The organism is Yersinia pekkanenii, from assembly GCF_001152565.1.
Lineage (GTDB): Bacteria > Pseudomonadota > Gammaproteobacteria > Enterobacterales > Enterobacteriaceae > Yersinia > Yersinia pekkanenii.
The window spans coordinates 1-16,401 of record NZ_CQAZ01000062.1; the positions used below are offsets into that span (position 1 = coordinate 1).

The window sequence follows — 16,401 nt, forward strand, 5'->3', positions numbered from 1 at the left end:
ATCCTTAATCTGGCAATTTCTTGCATGGGAACGAACCAATTATTTTCGGTGCATCCATGCTGTTCTGTAGGAACTGGACATTTAGAAAGGCTTTACCATCACGTTTGATGAACTGGAAGCCGTACATGTTGCCATCGCGAGCAGGCATGATAGCCATATCCATTTTCATCTGCGTATCATCGCCTTTAGCGCCAAGGTACGTGATTTTTTGTGAGGTCACAGTTTCACCATTAATGACTGTCATGCCATCACCAGTAAGTCGATAACCTCCACACTGAATAGCAGCTGACACCGGCAAAACGATGAATAACATTAGTGCCCACAAAAACCTCATTACAGCCCCCTTTCGCTCGATGCATTAGTTACCAAATCCCTAGCCCCACGCGCTTCACACATCATGTCCATATACCACGGGTTACCGCGCGTATCGCCAGTATAGCTAATCCCTCTGACGATATACACACCATCAGTCGCGATGCTGGCCGGTTGGCTAACCGGTGGCCCTGCAACGAAATTTCCATTTTCATCCTTGATTAGACCAGAAACAACCTGATTTCCATTTTCATCAGTTTCTTGGAATCTGCCAACACGCGTATCTTCATTTGATAACTGAGTTCGATATACCGACTCCTGATTCAGTTGAATAAGGCCATTCAGACGGATATTCGGATTAATTAAGCAGCGAACATTAACGCCAGCCCCGATGGTCTGTTGTGGCATACCAATCAAGCCCGTATCGCTATTCAGCACAATGGCCTCATGCACATACTTATCGTTCGGAACCATCTCAACCTTGCCATTCACAAACTGCCAGGTGGCTTTGCATTGTTTGGCGACGTTATCCAGATAATCCCGCGTCATGCCGTACATGGTTTTACCGCGTGGAAATACAGTCGGCGGCATTTCAGGCATGACCCCCTGAGTTATGCCGAACGGGGCAAGGTTACGCATCAGCAGATCATTAATATCGGCCACGGCATAACCCGCTGCTATGGTCTGGTTTATTGTGGCGTTAATAAATGCGTTATGACCATCGATAGCCTGGATCAGGATAAACGTATCCGTAGGGTTATCTCTGCCGGTAATGGTATAGCGAATATCACCTGAGAAAATCTCACCAAAGTTAGCGTCTTCGTTCTGCCCGTTCGGAGAGGTTGAACCATCGTAACCGGCGATCACTCGGAGCTTTGAAAACTCGGTACCGGTGATCCGGTTAATGGTATTTTGTGACAGGTTATAAATCTTGAAAATGGCCGCACGCGGGTTTGATATGTTGTACCACTCAATATTAAAGGTCACTTTAAAATCAGTGAAATTAATTCCTTTGCCATCCTTATCTAACAGCATCAATTCAAAGTGACGTATCCAGTTCTTACTCATAAAAACCTCATAAAAAAACCCGCTCAGTGGCGGGTTGGATTGAGTGGATTGATTTAGTTATTCTGCACAAAATATAAATGACTGCCGGCGCCAAGGTTGGTCTTGGTCGGGTATTCCTCTCGACTATCATCACTGAGCACAGCAAAAACGCCACTGATACCCAAGTCAGGATATTGCTCAAGCAGATCAACACCGACCACCAACGGAACACCACACAGCATGTCAGCGCCGCCGCTATCTCTCACATCCATGATCCAGCCAGCGGCATCACGAAAGACCAGTCGCAAATTAATTGCATATTCACCCACGCTGATGTTGAAGAACTGATTATTGGCCGTTAGCGGGATTTCCTGAATGTTCATGTAAGCCCTCTCTTGGCCCAACCAAGACTGGATTCCAATATTGAATTATTTACCGGGGCGGGTGCTTTAGTTCCGGTATTTTGTACAGCCGAAGTGCTTACCCCGCCTTGCATATTCTCTTTATCGGCCACCGTGACAGACTCGGTTTGAGACATAATCACTTCACGCAGGGTAAGAACACACATCAACACGTTTTCACTGGTTTTATCTGTCGTCACCTCAATGGCACGGATCAGCATATTGCTGTATTTTCGCTTGCCAGTAATAACGTCGAACGGCTTTCTATCTTCCTGTAGCTTACGGAGTTCCTGATAAACGTCCTCCGGGCTTTTACCCAGTGTTAATCCTATTTTCGACGTATCAGCAAAATCCAGCAACGAACCGCCACCCGCAAAACCCACCTCCATTGTGACCTCAGCGGCACGTTTATAAGCGTGATCGTTAACTGCTGCACCCTTTTCTACCGGATGTTCTGTTATCTCAAGCGCGTCTTGATGCTTTTCAGAGATAATCACGCTGGGCACCCACACCCCGATTTTTCGCGTTTGCTGCCGAAAGATAGCGGAAAGAATATCCATTAAGGGTTCCTTACTTGCTTGTTGGGTTTAATTGCTGTGTGAGCCTCGCATTCACGTTGGTCTGTCTGCCAGCGACTTCATTACCCGCTGATACCGGATCAGATACACCCGATATGTATATATTGGTCTCCTGCTGCAATCCTTGCTGTGGCATCCCACCAGCAGCACGTGATATCAATTCGCTACTGTAAGGGTTGCGCCCATTTTCATGATGAATAATACCCCCCATCAGCGCAGACATTACCTGCGGGTTCTCCAGATTTAAAACCGCATCAGGATGAACGTTAAGCATTTTTGACATCTGAGCAATGTAAGCCCCCGTGTTGTTCTCGTTACCTGGTGCCCACGTCGAAATAATATCAGTGAGGGTTTGCAGCGGCTTTCCGGTTGTCTTGCCCGTAAAATAACGCATCAACTGTCGAGCCATGGCCTTGAGTCCGTCATAGGCTGTCTCAAACTTCGCAAAACGACCACCTGGACGCTCTAGTGATGCGCCTTCTTGCCCTACGTAGTTAATGTTCCCCGGATTGTTGTTGCGTATTCCTCGCGGATCTGATGGTCCGGTCACTCCGTTAAACGTCGCATCTGGGGTGATGACCTGACTAACTGTATCGGCGGCACGGTTAACCAACCTCAATAACGCATCAGTAAAGTTATCCGCGAACTTCTGGTCCTTTATCTTTTCAACCGTTTCATTGAATTGTCCCGCCACGGTACCGGGGAGATCGGTATTTTTTATCCGTCGCGCTGACTGAGCATGCTGCTCGGGTTCTGCATTACTATTTTCGCCTCGCAGCCACCGGCCAACACTCCTGGGGTCAAAGCCGGTTTTATCCGTAACCCAGTCAGCCGCGTTATTCGCGCTATCGGTTACCGCTGGCATTGCATCCGGCTGATCATTACCCTGACCAAGTAACGCTTTCCCAATCCTACCCGCTTCACTCCAGTCACCCTCTTTCAAGGCATTAATGAGATCACCGATCATCGACATCATCTTGCCGAACTCACCGAATTGCTTCGTCAGGTTCTCAATGTCACCTTTGAGCGACCAGTTTTTCAGGTCAATATTGAGTAGCCTGGACAGCTCAACACCGACACCTTTTATGGACGTTTTCAGGTCATTTATTGCCTTGAGTGCGGCGGTTATCTCTGGTTCCCATTCGCCCCAGGCAATCAGGCTATTTCCACCCTCCTTCCATGTTTTGTAGTCTTCCCATAGTGCAAATATGGCAATCGCAAGCGCCGTCACCAGCCCTATAGGCGAGGTCAGGAACGCCGTATTAAGTAAACGCCATGCCACCAGTAAACCGCCAAACAATATAAGGAGCTGCTGCGTGGCCGGATCCAGTTTTTTGAACCAGTTCATGACGTCACCGATAGCCTGCCCGGTACGCCATAATACGCGCGTGACTGAGTCGCCCGCCCAGAGAATACCCTTGATGACTTTCATCAAAACAGCTTCAATCTTCGGCCAGTTATCGAGGATTTGCTTACGCAGAGAATCAATACCACCTGCCAGTCCGTCCGCCAGATTTGAGCCGATCTTGTCTCGCGCCATGCCAGCCATTTCCCCGAAAGAAGACAGAGAGGTCATGAATTTATTAGCGCTGACTGCGGCGGTGTCGGCGTTATAGCCGATGGATTTGGTCATCTGAGAATATTGCGCACTGAAATCACCCAGACCGCGACGCGTAGCCATCAGAGTGTTTTCATCAATGCCCAGCATTTGCGCATACTGGTTGGCACGATAATAAGGCATGCTACTGAGCTTCTGGCCAACACCTGTGAAAATGGTGGACATGTCCCGCATGTTGCCTTTCGCATCGCGGGTCTGTACGCCCAGACGGTTTAGAAAACTTTCTGCCCCTGGGCTGTTGCGGATAAATCGTGACAGGTTTTCCAGTGAGGACCGTGCGCCATCAACACTCCCGCCCATTTGTGAAACGGCATACCCTATCTGCTTAATGCCCTGCACCGTGGCACCGGTACGCTGTGAGGCCCAGTACAAATTATCCAGCCCACTGGCAACCTTAGCGGTGAACGCCACTACCGATAGCGCGGCACCCTCGACAACGGCTCCCATTTTCAACACATTGGCCGTAACGCCAGAGATCACAGCGGAGAATTTCTTCTCCCCCGCCTCATCCAGTTCAAAGCCAAGACTGACCAGAAAATCCTTAATAGTTTCAGCGTTGCTCATTTATCGGATCTCCATTTGTCTATTTTTGCCTGGTTCTCAGCCTCGATGTCGAGGTAGTCGTTCAGTAGCGCAATTCGACACAGGTCTACCGCTCCGCTATTGAGGTCTTTCTGGTCGATGTGAAATACCTTTACCGGGCGCAAGATAAAATCCTCGCCACCCGGTAAAGTTTCAAGCATCAATCCGCTGGCAGTGCCACTGGTTCGCTCCCTTGGAGTTCGCGCAAAAAATTTCCCATCGAGTCACCCACCACCCGACCGACGATTTGCAACATTGCCATCAGATCAATGTCATCAAACATCAGTGCGCCACCGGTAAAAATCGGGTTATAGGTTTTGCCGTGCTTACGTGACACCATTGCCAGGCAAGGATGAATAATGGCATTGAGATCCTCTTCGCTGATATCCGAAAGTGACTGGGCAATGCCGGGTAATGCTGTTTCAATCGTTACGGTACCGCTTCGCAGGTCTTTGAGGATGCCCGCCAGTAAAGGCAATAACTTACGCGACACTTTCAGTTGCGCGAACACGTCGAGTTTCTGAGCGCGGTACTCGATATCTTTAATTGTGAATTCCATTACTTACCCCTTAAAAAGTACCCAGCAGTTGGTCTACTTTGATGCAGTCAAATACCCACGGCACCGTCGCACCATCTTTGGCGTTCTGCCAATCCGGTTGTTTTTGAAACGCACAGCCACGCGCCGCGAACGTGTCACCACTGGCGGTATTTCGCATCAGTATGATGTTATTGCCCCACGTCGCGCTCGATTGTGCCTGCGCGTTGTACATGACCGATAACTTGCGATTGGTTGGGCTGGTTTTCAGCAGATTTACTGTCACTGTCCCACCTTTGCCCGCGTGGAGGCTGTGCATGCCCTCGCCATCCGCACCAATGGTCATGGTATTTTTATTCTCGATCATTGAGGTGGTGATGCCCTCTTCTGCTACGGCTGCGCCATAACCCAGATCGAATGAACCGCCCACACCAACAATGGAGGCGGTGAAGTCCATAAAGCTATAAGTGTTTGACATTCATCAGCTCCTTAGCGGTTAACATTGATGATGACATCGGCGTAGTGAACTGCACCGGCCAGCTTGATTGCACACTGCATCACCGGCGCTTTACGTCCCTCGCGGTCAGCCTGTGCCTGTGATGCCACTGGTGGGGCGTAAACGTAATATCCCTTAGTCAGGGTGTCGCCGGTTTCCAGCACGCCGAAACTATCACCACCCCATACACCCGGAGCCACCAGCCCGTTAGTGACCGACTGATCCAGTGATTTCTCTACGTTGGCTAGCAAACGGGTTACGCCTGCATCTGTTTGTGGGATTTTGGTGGTGCTGGTAAATAGCAGGTTGTAGAGGTTGTTCTGTACGTAGTTCTGCAACCAGTCGAGGCCGTGGCGCTCATCAAAGAAATCACCGTTGCACATCACGCCCTCTTGAATAATGGCCGTGTCGTTGTCGTAATTGACGAACACGTTGCAATTCTTCGCTTTCAGCGCATTGGCTTGCGACTGGGAAAGTGATTCAGCGGTAATGCCTGGCTGCTGTTTAAATTTCAGCGTGATGGTGGTGTTATTACCGTTAAAGTTCACGGTAAACGCACGACCAAAAATAGAGGCGGCTGCGTACGGGCTGGCGCTGGAATACTGCACCAACGTACGGGTATATTTAGCCGCTTTCAGCGTGCTGGCGATATCGGTATCAATATCCGCATCCAGCGCAGACGTTACCTGCGTGGTGTGGCCGTAAATTCGCGATACATCATCGCTCTGGATAAACGATGCGATGCTGATAACGTCATCATCACTTAATGACGGGTCAGCAACCACCAGTCCGTACCAGCGGCTAGACATGTCGGCTAATTTATAAACGCAGGCCTGAATGGTTTCTTTCGCCAAACCTTGAACCGGCAACGCTCCGGCACTATCAACCAATCCCAGCAGTACAGAAATATCGGTACCGGCTACGTTGGCCGAGCCATAACTGACCGCCGAGTCTTTGCCGGTGGTTTTGGATGTAACGATAAAGCGGCTACCATTCCAAACTACAGTGGCAATAAGAAGTGATTCCTCAACTCTGGCAGCAACACCGTTAAGGTTCAGTTCGCCCGTCCAGTCAACATCTGCCACCACGGTTTCAACACCATCAACGGTGATTTTCATCGAGCCATCAGAAACAGCGGTAAAGTTAGCCATTAGCTGCTTCGTCGGGTTCAAGATTGCCCCACGCAACAATCCAGCCGCGTCCTCTTTCACCCACCGGCCGACAAATGAATCAATCGGTTGTGGTGATTGCTGATAATACAAATTAGCGGCTTGGTACTCAGGTGCCGTCAGACCAAAGTCAGATGCAATGTCTGTCGCACTGGAATAGCTGCGCAGACGTTCGTGAGCATCGATAACAGGCGATGGGCCAACTACCAGCAGGGAACCAAAGTTCCGCGCGGCGGCAGCACGCACAGCCATATTCACCGTCACATTGACGATGTTAGAAACAGGTAATCCCTGCATGGTTATTCTCCGAAGAATTTAACGGGGGCGGAGGTCAGCGATTTAATGCCGTACTCGCGGATCACTTTGCGGCGTAGCTTGATAGTGATATCGAAACGACGAACCCATTGGTTATTAATGAGTTCGGGAAAAGGATTAATGCGACTGTAACGGGCCAGAGAAAGGCCCATCTTCACCAGTTCGTCATTGTTTTGGGTGATGGTCAGGCCGTCACGAAATTGGGTTGCATAGCGCTGCCCGTTGGGACCGTAGAAACTCGCCATACATTCGATTTCTTCGTGCCGCCATAACTCGGTGCTGTTCTCTGTTTGGTTCTCAAACGCCGGGCTGGCGTCATCAGGGATATCGATCACTCCAAAACCACACCAGTTAACATCCGCCGCCATAATTGGCGCTTGCACTGCCGTCCATCGTGGGCGGACATGACCATCGGAAAGCCCGGACACCCCTCTCACCCACTGGCTCAGTAAGCGTTCCAGCACATCATCGTATGCGGGGCCATCAGCTATTGGCGTTAGCCAGCCAGCCTCATCACTGCTGTTGTTGCTCAATGGGAATCCCTCCATCGAACGGCAGGAGTTCACAGTGCGCTTGAACAAATCCCGCACCATATGCCGTGTAGGGGTCAACAAATGTCACGCGATAATCGCGATTTTGATAAGTCACGATATCGGCATCCCGCCCCGTCTGCCCTTGGGTCAGTCTCTCGACGGTCACAATAAGAATTGCGCCACCAATAACATTCCCTGACATCATCCGGCGCGACTCAAGCGAGCGATCAACCGTAACCACTCCCGCAAAGCCTTTTTCAGTAACGGTGTTGGTGGCGAATCCATCAGCATCGACCGTCTGTACGTTCCGTTTAACCACCAGTGACATGTCACAGAAGTCAGGGTCAAACAGCACGTCAGTTACATCAAGATTTGGCATATTTATCCCTCACGATAGAGGTTATCGTCCGTCGATATAGCCCGGTATCAATTAGCGGCTTATCCCCGCTGCGACCGCGCCGTAAACGAGCGCTAATAGTGCTATCGGCTAAAGGAGTAAAACCGGTGATAGTGATGTAGCGTTTCACCGCATTACTGGCGATGGTGCCCGCCTGTTCTAACGCCCGATCTGCCGCGGCCTGATTGCCCGCCAAAACAGCCTGCGCCGCCTGTTTCAGTTTTTGGGTGGTTTCGTCCTGTACCGACCTGACACCCGGCTGTAAGTGAGGGCGTGCTGGTATGTTTTGTGCCGGGGAACCGTTTTCGTTGAGATAACCGATCCCCGCGTTACCGAAAGAGATGTCCTCTCGTTCGCTTTTCTCTTCAGGGATACCAATCAACACATCTTTCCTGCCGATAGCCTTAAATGCTGCTAACACATCATTAGCCTTATCTACCCGCACCTTTAATCCGCTTTTCATAGCTGGCGACCACCCGCACCGAACATCGTCACTAGTTGGTAAAACTCAGCCCCGTAGCGGGTAAAGTTCCAGAACCCCGCGTCAGGGTTGAGCGTGGCGCTGTTGTCATAGCTAACGGAAACCTTATCGACACTTTTTGACGAGGCCGCGCCATTAGTCGAACCACTACCGCCGCCCATCGCAGCAGACTGCACATCTTTGGCTTGCAGCGTGGTGTAGTGAGCCACGAATAATTCGACCAGGTAAGGAAACATGTCACCCAGTAGATTTTCACTTAACAGATTGTCAGCAAGATTGAGGCGGAATTGAATGGCAGACTCGGGGTATTTATTAACATCAGAAAACTGGGGAAAATCAGTTCTAAACTTTTCCACCGTTGGCAGATTTCGATTCTTTGGCATTTATTTTCCCCTTATTCAACTCATCAATCTGGTTTTGCAGGTCAACAATGTTGTTGTTGCGTGAATCGATTTCATCGGCTTGCTCATTCAGCCGCTTCTGTAGATCAGCAATGGTTGCGTTGTGTGTGTGGTTTTCTTCGACCTGTTCACTCAATTGCTTCTGCAGGTCATAAATGGTGGTAACACGTTCCACTGCTACTCGTTCCTGCTGATCGATTCGCCCCTGCATTTCAATCATGGAGGCTTGCAGGTCGGTATTGCTGTGCTCTGTTTCAGCGTCAATCACCTCGGCGTGCGCCAATGTGAACCAATGCTCGGCAACTTCTTTCGTGACCTTATGGGTGCCGACCAAGAAGCTGATATCGGGCTGACCGGCCAACGACAATTTAAACGGGGTGTGTACTGCAATTTTCATCATTTCACCTTACAGGCCTCCGGCGAGGCCCTATGAGTTATTAAATGCCGTCGAAGTAAGCCAGCGTCTCAATGTACGGGGCTTCAACTACACCCAGCTTTCCGTAATAGGTCACCAACTGCCACAGCCCACGATACTGGATTGGGATGCTGGTCAGCGGTACCAGTGGGAAGCGCACATATTTACGGTCATTTGTGTAGGCCACCATCCGATCCTTGCCTGCCACCCCCGCACCTTTCAGCCATTTCACCGCGCGGATATTCAAAGGAATGCCGTTCTGATGGAAAGCGATAGTGTTGGTGGTCAGGTAGGTCAGAAGTGACTGATTACCCGCATCAGAGACAATCACCTGTGCCAGATAGGCGTACTGTTCAGGGGGTAACAGCAGGTCTTTCGGTACCACGGTATAGCCGGACGCCGCCCAAGCATCGGAAAGCACCTTGTTAATCGAATCGCGGATCTCCGCAACGGTCGAGGTCAACCACGACTTAGTCGCATTGCCGATCGCCACGCCGGTGTAGTTAGCCAGACCTTTTACGCCCAAATCGGTATCACCGAGATAGACCTGCTCGTCGGCATCCATATGCCATTTCAACACCATGCCGTCATATTTCTGCGTATCGATTGGACGGCCCACCTGTTGCGCTGCGGCCAATTCAATCACAGTCCAACCCAACTCTATTCCCCACAATGTCAGCGGGAAACCCTTTTTATCGATATCTACGTTGATGCCTGCCAGTGCGGTCGATTCCTGGCTAACCCAGTTTTTACCCTTTGGATTAGCACCGGTACCGGCTGCGGCAAAGCCAGTTTTAGTGAATGAGCTGATCTCATCGGCGATATTTACATCTTCGCGGAATTGAATGTCACGGGTATAAGTCGTCCCCACCAACGGCAGGTTAATCTCTGGATCTAATCGCTCCAGCTCCCCAATGAGGAATGCGCCGCTGGCATCAATGGTGCGCTGGCTGTCGTAAGTGATCATATTGATTGTTCCTTAAATCTTGTAAGAGATTTCAGTGTTGCCAGCAGCATCACCGGCACCCGTGAAATAAGCGTTAGGCAGCACCACAGTAGTGTCAGCAATCGCAGTGGCCAGCACAGAGCCCAACGGGCTATCGTCAGTAGCTCCGGCGATACGGATGTAGACAGGAGCGCCCTTAGTCACACCCGCAGCCGTAGCCCCAATATTGACCGACAGGTAACCGCGCTTTAGCGCATCACCGGCAAAGTTGTTACTGGTACCGATTTGGCGCACTTTGTCTGGCGTTGATGTAGTTGGGAATGGTCGGACAAAGATGCCGACGATTTTGTCTGCGGTATCGTCCTCTTCCAGCGGTACAAAGAAATTGCCACTGAATTTACCGGCCAGCCCGTACTGGCTAAATGGATTGGCCGTATTAATCAGTACCGGCTCAATAGTCAGATCCTGAGGGCGCGAGACGGCCCCGGCAATGCCCGCAGGCATCCGGAATAAATATGCTGTCATGAATTAGTTTCCTTTTTTAGCCCAGAACGCGGCGTTCTGTTTATTGAGGTCGGCGGCGGTAGGTCGGCGATTTGGTGCGGCAGAATCGGTGGTTCGGTGGTTCAACTGAATGTTATTGCGTCCCTTGGCAATCTCGCTGGCCGCAATGAATGCCGCATCAAGTGACAATTTTGGCATCTTGGCAAAGTCGGGTTTGTCGCCGACAATACCTTTCAGCAATTTCTCGCCCTCTGTGGTTTTAAACGCCGCGTCCAGTACGGTTCGTTTAAAGGATGCCAGCTTCCCACCATCGGGCAATTTAATGCCGGGTACAATCCATTCAGCGCGGGAAACGACATCCTGATGATAAGCCGCATCGCTGGTAATACGTCGGCCCTCTTCCTCCTCATCCGGATCGGCGTCAGTGGTTGAGCCTAACTTTTCCAAAATCGCAGCTAAGGTCGTTTCCATTGCCGCGACTCGGGTTTCAATATCGCCACTGTCATTAGTCGCAATAGCGTCTAATTCAGGTTCCTGTTTCGGTAACGGCTGTTGCGGGTTAATGGTGATATTGATGGCCTTTGGCAGTTCGCCGGTACCCTCATCACCGGTTAGCTCTGACGGGGCGCTTTCCATTGCCTCCTCCATCGCGGCAGCATCTTTGGTTTTGATTGCTCGGCGTAGCTTCGCGAACCAGGTGTTATTCGTTGTCATACGTTTACTATCTCCAATTGAACAGCGTTTCCCTGCGCGGCCCGTAGGAACGAGCGCGACATGGTTAGCTATGATGTCGTACTGACGGGCTTTGCCTCTGGCGGTCTGCTGGTATTCGGCATCGTAGCCAGACGATATTTGATCAACACCCTCCTCAAGAATCACCTTTATGGCCTCGGCTTTCTTGACCACGATGTCGGCGATCATTAAATCTGATTGGTCACCGCTACCGCGCCTGACGTTTTGAACGTGACCAGCGGCGTAACGGCCCCAGTTGTCAGGGGTGACATCTTCGATGGGGTGAGATACGGTGAATGTCATTCCCTCAAAGCTGGCCAGCGTTTCAGGGCGAAATACTTCGTCCTCCGTCCTTTCCACTAAGATCTCACCGTCACTATCAGGTTCGATATCGTCCAGCTCTTCACCACCGTAAAGCTGCACCCCGGTTCGACCTATCGGGACATCTTTGCACAATAGGCCACCGTCGCTCATGGTGAAGCGCGTCTCCCCTAAGCGGGAGTTATAGAAATATTGCATGGGTTATCTTTCCGGAATGATGACTTCGCAGTAACAACGGCAATTAGGTAACGCGCCCGCATGTCCCGTCATGCCGTCAAGAGTTGGCGGGTTATCCCAGCGAACAAACTTACCCTCCATTTTCTGATGCGAGTGGCGAACATCACTATCTTCGGCTGTGCGCCAGATGTAACCACTGGAACCGATAGAAAGCGAACGGGCCTGAGTGAGTGCCGTAGATGCCCGTCCTATTTCTGTACGGGCGATCATATTGGCGCGAGATACTGCCACATCGCCAGATTTGGCTATTTCTTTAGCGAATGGTCCGGCACGACCTCCGGTGATTACCGCCTCTATCGCCTGATTATGGATATCATGCACTCGGTCAGCGGCTTGCAATGGCAGTGACTTGATGAGTTTTATCTGTTCTTCAACGATACTGCGTGCTACCTGTCCCACGGAGGTGTTTTCTACTATCTGGCGCAAACCAACGGATATTTCCTGCGAATTACTGCGCCACATCGCGACGTCTTTTGCGTTAACGGCATCAAACATCTTGCTGGCGGTGGTTCTGGCCCAGCCATCAATCAAATCTGAATAGCGGTTAAGGCTATCCATAACGTTGTAAACGGAATCGTTAGAACCATCGTAAGTACCATTTACGATGTCGCCGACCATTCGCGCTATCTTGCGTAGCTGAGTTTGATATTGGATTTCCGCGCGCCGTGATTTCAGGCGGGTTGAGATCTGCGTTTTCGCCGAGGTTCGGCGGGTCGATGTCTTTCGCACTCTCTATATCCTCATCGCTGATGCTAGAGCCGATACCGATAATGCCTGCTTTGTCCCTGAGTTCAGTCATACCCCCCTGTAACGTCAGTAAACCTGAGTCCATTGCGGCATTGATGGTATTAACGGTTTTTTCCGCCACGTTAGCGCGGTCAGGTTCCGACATTTGCCACAGCGGATTAAAATCAAAAGAGAAGCCGTCAGGCAGTGGCGAGCTGAACTCGGAATAGTGGATCACTTCGAATAATCGGCGCAGTGGACGACGCAAACGGCGCTCTTGTTGAGTACCGATATTGTCGTAGTAGTTAGCCAGGTCAGCGTCACCGGTTGAGAACCCCGCAGGAGACTGACCAAACAGGCGCACCAGCGGAATACCAATGGCACCGGCTATCTGCTGCGCAAATTGCGCCATCACGTCAGACAGTCCACCGAATGCGTAGCTGTGGGTTTCAAACGTGTCGGTATCATCCATCAGGGTAAGGCCCTCAGTGCTTTGGAATTGCCGGATCATGTCCATGCTTTTCATTAACGCATCAAGACCAGGACCACCCATAGCGACCAACTCACGGAATTTTTTAACTTTGTAGGTGCGTAAATGCGCCTTAAAGATTAATTGCGCTGCACCGGTCGAAGTACTGTCGAATGCTATCAACCGGTCAAATAACCGCTCTATGATCGACATACCCCATTCGTTTTCTGTTCGTTTTTGCTGGTACGGGAGGCCAACACCATCAAGGCGAATTACTCTGCTGTGGTGTATCTTCATGCTCGGTATCCCACTACCAGTGGTAACGGCCTGGTAATATTTAGGCATGCCGAGATCTGGTCCCATCTCTGTCACTCTATCGCTGATGGTTGGGTTAACCATCCAACGGTCTAGTACCAGCAATCCTTTAAACGCATCTTTACCAATGGTCTCTACCCGTAGTGGTGTTTCAGGCGCTTGACCGTCAATCATGATGAAACCAATTGCACCACCGTACAGTCGCGACCATTTGATCGTGTCGTTGATAGCGTCCCAGAGTGATAACTCTTCCCAGCGTCCTTCTAGACGCATCTTGGCATCCGGCGCCACCTTGGAGGTAATATTAATCCCTTTACGGGTCATATCATCTGCGATGGTATCTACCGCTGCGCCCACCAGCCACGAAGACCGGTAAGCGTTTTCTATCAACTGACGGTTGCGGGATGTCCAATTCGGTTGATAGTTATAATCTGAACTTTGATTCTGGGTGCGAAGTCCCAGCCGAGCTGACTCGTTCTGATAGCTATCTCTCGTTTTTTGTGGTGCGGACGTTCTGCTTCGTTTGCTTTTACGCGACATTACGCCTCCCCAAATTTTAGCCATATATCCAAAGCATGATCGGTTGGAGCGAACGCCATAATTAGCGCATCAGCCATATTGGGCGACGGTATTCCGCGCTTCTTCATGTCTTTTTTGCTCTCTACTTTTACGCGCCCATTGTTGTCATAATCCACACGAGGTCGGGATAATTCAGCTTTGAGATACTCCAAATTAGGCAGTTCTTCAGAAAGGCTAATCAGCTCATCCTCTGGATAAATAGCCCCCTCAGTGATGGCCCTATATGTTTTATAGAACCGGTCGCGCACTCCCCACCAAGCCTGAGCCTTGATATTTGAAAACATGTCTTTATTAGTTTTACCAGGCATGTAGTCATCATCTGGATCCTGCACAGCCTCACCAGCGTTAAATCCTTTGACATTAATTGACGCCACGCGGTTTAAATGAGCCTTAACCCCAGCCCCGATACCGATTGAGTCATAAATAATGGTGTGAATACCCTTCTCTATTGCGTAGGTATTAACTTTATTGGATGAGTCAATGACGTCACCCTTGTGCCAGTTATCAATATCGAGCACCACAGAACCGTGCGCATAACATAAGGCGTTACTGTCCTCACCCTCATCAGCCACATCGAACCCTACACGGCGCTCACCAGTAGGTTCAAATCCTAACTTGATATGTGCGTTAACCGCCGCAGCAATCCATGACGGCTTAATGATTGCAAGTTCGGAGTCAGCAACAGGTTTCCCCTCCCAAATATGCTGGTAAAGGTCGTAATCGCGTTCCTTGCATTCTTCCATTTCGAGGCGAAGCACCTCGGGGAACCATGGATTATCGGTATAGTTAACTTCCATTCGAATGCAATCAGCAGGAGGGCTTGAAACAAAGCGCTGGTAGGTGTCATCCAATATATTTTTAGGATTAAAGGATATCCATATTTCAGATCCGGGCTTTCGAATAGTGGGAATAAGAATATCCCATGAGTCTTTTGATACCGCCTCAGCCTCTTCCACCCAACAAATATCGACACCTTCTAGGGATTTTATTTTCGTTGGGTTGTTTTTAATCCCATAGAACATAAATTCAGAACCAGTAGACAGGTGCTTGATTGATGCCCTCTGAACCTCAAACTCCCCCAGATACCCTTCCCGTTGGATTGTGTCCTCAAGCAAACGAATAACCGAATCACTAATACTGTTCTGTAACTCACGCGCACAAAGAAATCGGCAGGAACTACGACGAGCAATCTCGATAAGCAATCTAGCTATGGACCAACTTTTACTGCTACCGCGCCCGCCGTGAGCTATTTTGTACCGCGATGAATGCACAAAAGGCTTAAATATTGGATTAATCGTAGACATATAGCCGCCCTATTACAGTTCAGAATGCAAGGCAGCAAAAAGCCGACATACTGAAAATCAGTAATATCATCTACCGTTTATGCGCAAATTATCTGAACAAGATAAGTTTTAATGAAGTCTGGATAAATGACAGGTATTGAGTCTGTAGAATGTATTATTTCAGCCATAACCCTTACTCGATGGTACGAGTTAACCAAAAGTAATATGTAGTATTTAAAATACAGGTTCGGTTAATGACCATTATGTTAAAAACCAATATTTTCAACGTGCTACAGTAATTTCCTTTATCATTTTTCACCACCAAATAAGTCAGTGAGTGTCGGCAAACCTTTAATGGTGTGCTCTGACTTCCTCGGCGCTTCCCACCCCTGCATTTCAGCAAGTTGCTTTATCGCTGCTTTTGAGTCGTGAAGTTTCAACTTTATACCTTCGCGCCCAGCCGTTAACTCAGCAATCGCATCCAGCATTTCCGGATTCTGCTTCACTGAATCTTTGAAGCGCCACACCGCTTGGATGATGGGTTTACCATGCTCATCTTTGCCTAGCTCATGCTCACTGAACTCAGCCAGATCCCGAATTGTGGCTCGACCCATGGTAGTAAGTCGCTCCATTGCTTCCGTGTGGGTCATGATTGCGTCATTTATTGCTTCGTACTGCACTGACTGGAGAAAGGCTTGAACGTTATCAAATGTTATCATTCGGCTGGCTTGCGCTCGGGCTGTATCATCTGTCTTTGCCTTACCGCCAGCCTTTCGATATGCCTCGGTTTGATTCTTACCATTAAGTAGCGCTGTAACGAATCTACGCTGTAATTGCGTCAGGGCATCAAAAAGCGCTTTCTGCTCAGACGTCAGCGTCTTTTTCATGTCCATTTAGAACTTCCTGCTAGTGAGTGAAATATAATGCCGGGGATTTTAAAGACCACTCGATATCAATACAGCGTGTTTATGCTGCTTTTCTCGCTGGCCACTCGCCGATTTCAGAATTA

Annotated in this window: 21 protein-coding genes; all 21 read right to left on the bottom strand. The window is 49.7% G+C overall.

Features of this window, described 5'->3' with window-relative positions; genetic code table 11:
* Nucleotides 1-4 precede the first annotated feature (4 nt).
* Nucleotides 5-334 (bottom strand): hypothetical protein, encoded by a 330-nt coding sequence (locus tag AEP37_RS20600; protein WP_049615104.1) that lies wholly within the window; start codon nucleotides 332-334, stop codon nucleotides 5-7.
* Nucleotides 334-1,380: a phage protein gene (locus AEP37_RS20605; protein ID WP_049615105.1), complete on the bottom strand. Its 1,047-nt coding sequence runs from the start codon at nucleotides 1,378-1,380 to the stop codon at nucleotides 334-336. The genes AEP37_RS20600 and AEP37_RS20605 overlap by 1 nt, the downstream gene beginning before the upstream one ends.
* A gap of 53 nt (nucleotides 1,381-1,433) precedes the next feature.
* Nucleotides 1,434-1,742 carry a phage baseplate plug family protein gene (locus tag AEP37_RS26660; RefSeq protein ID WP_049615106.1) on the bottom strand — a complete coding sequence of 103 codons (309 nt, stop codon included), beginning with the start codon at nucleotides 1,740-1,742 and terminating at the stop codon, nucleotides 1,434-1,436.
* Nucleotides 1,739-2,320 (bottom strand): phage baseplate protein, encoded by a 582-nt coding sequence (locus AEP37_RS20615; protein WP_049615107.1) that lies wholly within the window; start codon nucleotides 2,318-2,320, stop codon nucleotides 1,739-1,741. Before AEP37_RS20615 ends, AEP37_RS26660 begins: the two co-directional genes overlap by 4 nt.
* 10 nt (nucleotides 2,321-2,330) lie before the next feature.
* A complete protein-coding gene (locus tag AEP37_RS27010; protein WP_049615108.1) occupies nucleotides 2,331-4,520 on the bottom strand; it encodes a hypothetical protein in 2,190 nt (729 codons plus the stop codon).
* Nucleotides 4,517-4,699, bottom strand: coding sequence for a DUF6889 family protein (locus tag AEP37_RS20625; RefSeq protein ID WP_049615109.1), 183 nt, complete (start codon nucleotides 4,697-4,699; stop codon nucleotides 4,517-4,519). The genes AEP37_RS27010 and AEP37_RS20625 overlap by 4 nt, the downstream gene beginning before the upstream one ends.
* The gene (locus tag AEP37_RS20630) at nucleotides 4,699-5,097 is read right to left on the bottom strand and encodes a phage tail assembly chaperone (protein ID WP_049615110.1); all 399 of its coding nucleotides are present in this window, start codon (nucleotides 5,095-5,097) and stop codon (nucleotides 4,699-4,701) included. Before AEP37_RS20630 ends, AEP37_RS20625 begins: the two co-directional genes overlap by 1 nt.
* A gap of 10 nt (nucleotides 5,098-5,107) precedes the next feature.
* Entirely contained in the window at nucleotides 5,108-5,551 is a 444-nt protein-coding gene (locus AEP37_RS20635; protein ID WP_049615111.1) for a DUF3277 family protein, read from the bottom strand.
* Between the two features lie 11 nt (nucleotides 5,552-5,562).
* Nucleotides 5,563-7,035 (bottom strand): DUF3383 domain-containing protein, encoded by a 1,473-nt coding sequence (locus tag AEP37_RS20640; RefSeq protein WP_049615112.1) that lies wholly within the window; start codon nucleotides 7,033-7,035, stop codon nucleotides 5,563-5,565.
* Nucleotides 7,036-7,037: 2 nt separating this feature from the next.
* Nucleotides 7,038-7,586, bottom strand: coding sequence for a phage neck terminator protein (locus tag AEP37_RS20645; RefSeq protein WP_422646010.1), 549 nt, complete (start codon nucleotides 7,584-7,586; stop codon nucleotides 7,038-7,040).
* Nucleotides 7,567-7,965 carry a hypothetical protein gene (locus AEP37_RS20650; protein WP_049615114.1) on the bottom strand — a complete coding sequence of 133 codons (399 nt, stop codon included), beginning with the start codon at nucleotides 7,963-7,965 and terminating at the stop codon, nucleotides 7,567-7,569. Before AEP37_RS20650 ends, AEP37_RS20645 begins: the two co-directional genes overlap by 20 nt.
* The gene (locus AEP37_RS20655) at nucleotides 7,952-8,446 is read right to left on the bottom strand and encodes a hypothetical protein (RefSeq protein ID WP_049615115.1); all 495 of its coding nucleotides are present in this window, start codon (nucleotides 8,444-8,446) and stop codon (nucleotides 7,952-7,954) included. Before AEP37_RS20655 ends, AEP37_RS20650 begins: the two co-directional genes overlap by 14 nt.
* Complete coding sequence (locus AEP37_RS20660) at nucleotides 8,443-8,847, bottom strand: DUF4054 domain-containing protein (protein ID WP_049615116.1); 405 nt, start codon at nucleotides 8,845-8,847, stop codon at nucleotides 8,443-8,445. Before AEP37_RS20660 ends, AEP37_RS20655 begins: the two co-directional genes overlap by 4 nt.
* Nucleotides 8,807-9,262 carry an STY1053 family phage-associated protein gene (locus AEP37_RS20665; RefSeq protein ID WP_049615117.1) on the bottom strand — a complete coding sequence of 152 codons (456 nt, stop codon included), beginning with the start codon at nucleotides 9,260-9,262 and terminating at the stop codon, nucleotides 8,807-8,809. The genes AEP37_RS20660 and AEP37_RS20665 overlap by 41 nt, the downstream gene beginning before the upstream one ends.
* Before the next feature lie 40 nt (nucleotides 9,263-9,302).
* Nucleotides 9,303-10,247 (bottom strand): DUF2184 domain-containing protein, encoded by a 945-nt coding sequence (locus AEP37_RS20670; protein ID WP_049615118.1) that lies wholly within the window; start codon nucleotides 10,245-10,247, stop codon nucleotides 9,303-9,305.
* Between the two features lie 12 nt (nucleotides 10,248-10,259).
* On the bottom strand, nucleotides 10,260-10,751 hold the full coding sequence (locus AEP37_RS20675) for a structural cement protein Gp24 (RefSeq protein ID WP_049615119.1): 492 nt from the start codon (nucleotides 10,749-10,751) through the stop codon (nucleotides 10,260-10,262).
* 3 nt (nucleotides 10,752-10,754) lie between these two features.
* Nucleotides 10,755-11,981, bottom strand: a complete 1,227-nt coding sequence (locus AEP37_RS20680) for a DUF2213 domain-containing protein (protein WP_049615120.1) — start codon at nucleotides 11,979-11,981, stop codon at nucleotides 10,755-10,757.
* A gap of 3 nt (nucleotides 11,982-11,984) precedes the next feature.
* Nucleotides 11,985-12,638: a phage head morphogenesis protein gene (locus tag AEP37_RS20685; RefSeq protein ID WP_049615121.1), complete on the bottom strand. Its 654-nt coding sequence runs from the start codon at nucleotides 12,636-12,638 to the stop codon at nucleotides 11,985-11,987.
* A complete protein-coding gene (locus AEP37_RS20690; protein ID WP_049615122.1) occupies nucleotides 12,598-14,070 on the bottom strand; it encodes a DUF1073 domain-containing protein in 1,473 nt (490 codons plus the stop codon). Before AEP37_RS20690 ends, AEP37_RS20685 begins: the two co-directional genes overlap by 41 nt.
* Nucleotides 14,070-15,413, bottom strand: coding sequence for a PBSX family phage terminase large subunit (locus AEP37_RS20695; RefSeq protein ID WP_049615123.1), 1,344 nt, complete (start codon nucleotides 15,411-15,413; stop codon nucleotides 14,070-14,072). Before AEP37_RS20695 ends, AEP37_RS20690 begins: the two co-directional genes overlap by 1 nt.
* A gap of 287 nt (nucleotides 15,414-15,700) precedes the next feature.
* The gene (locus AEP37_RS25290) at nucleotides 15,701-16,285 is read right to left on the bottom strand and encodes a terminase small subunit (RefSeq protein ID WP_072086375.1); all 585 of its coding nucleotides are present in this window, start codon (nucleotides 16,283-16,285) and stop codon (nucleotides 15,701-15,703) included.
* Nucleotides 16,286-16,401: the final 116 nt, after the last annotated feature.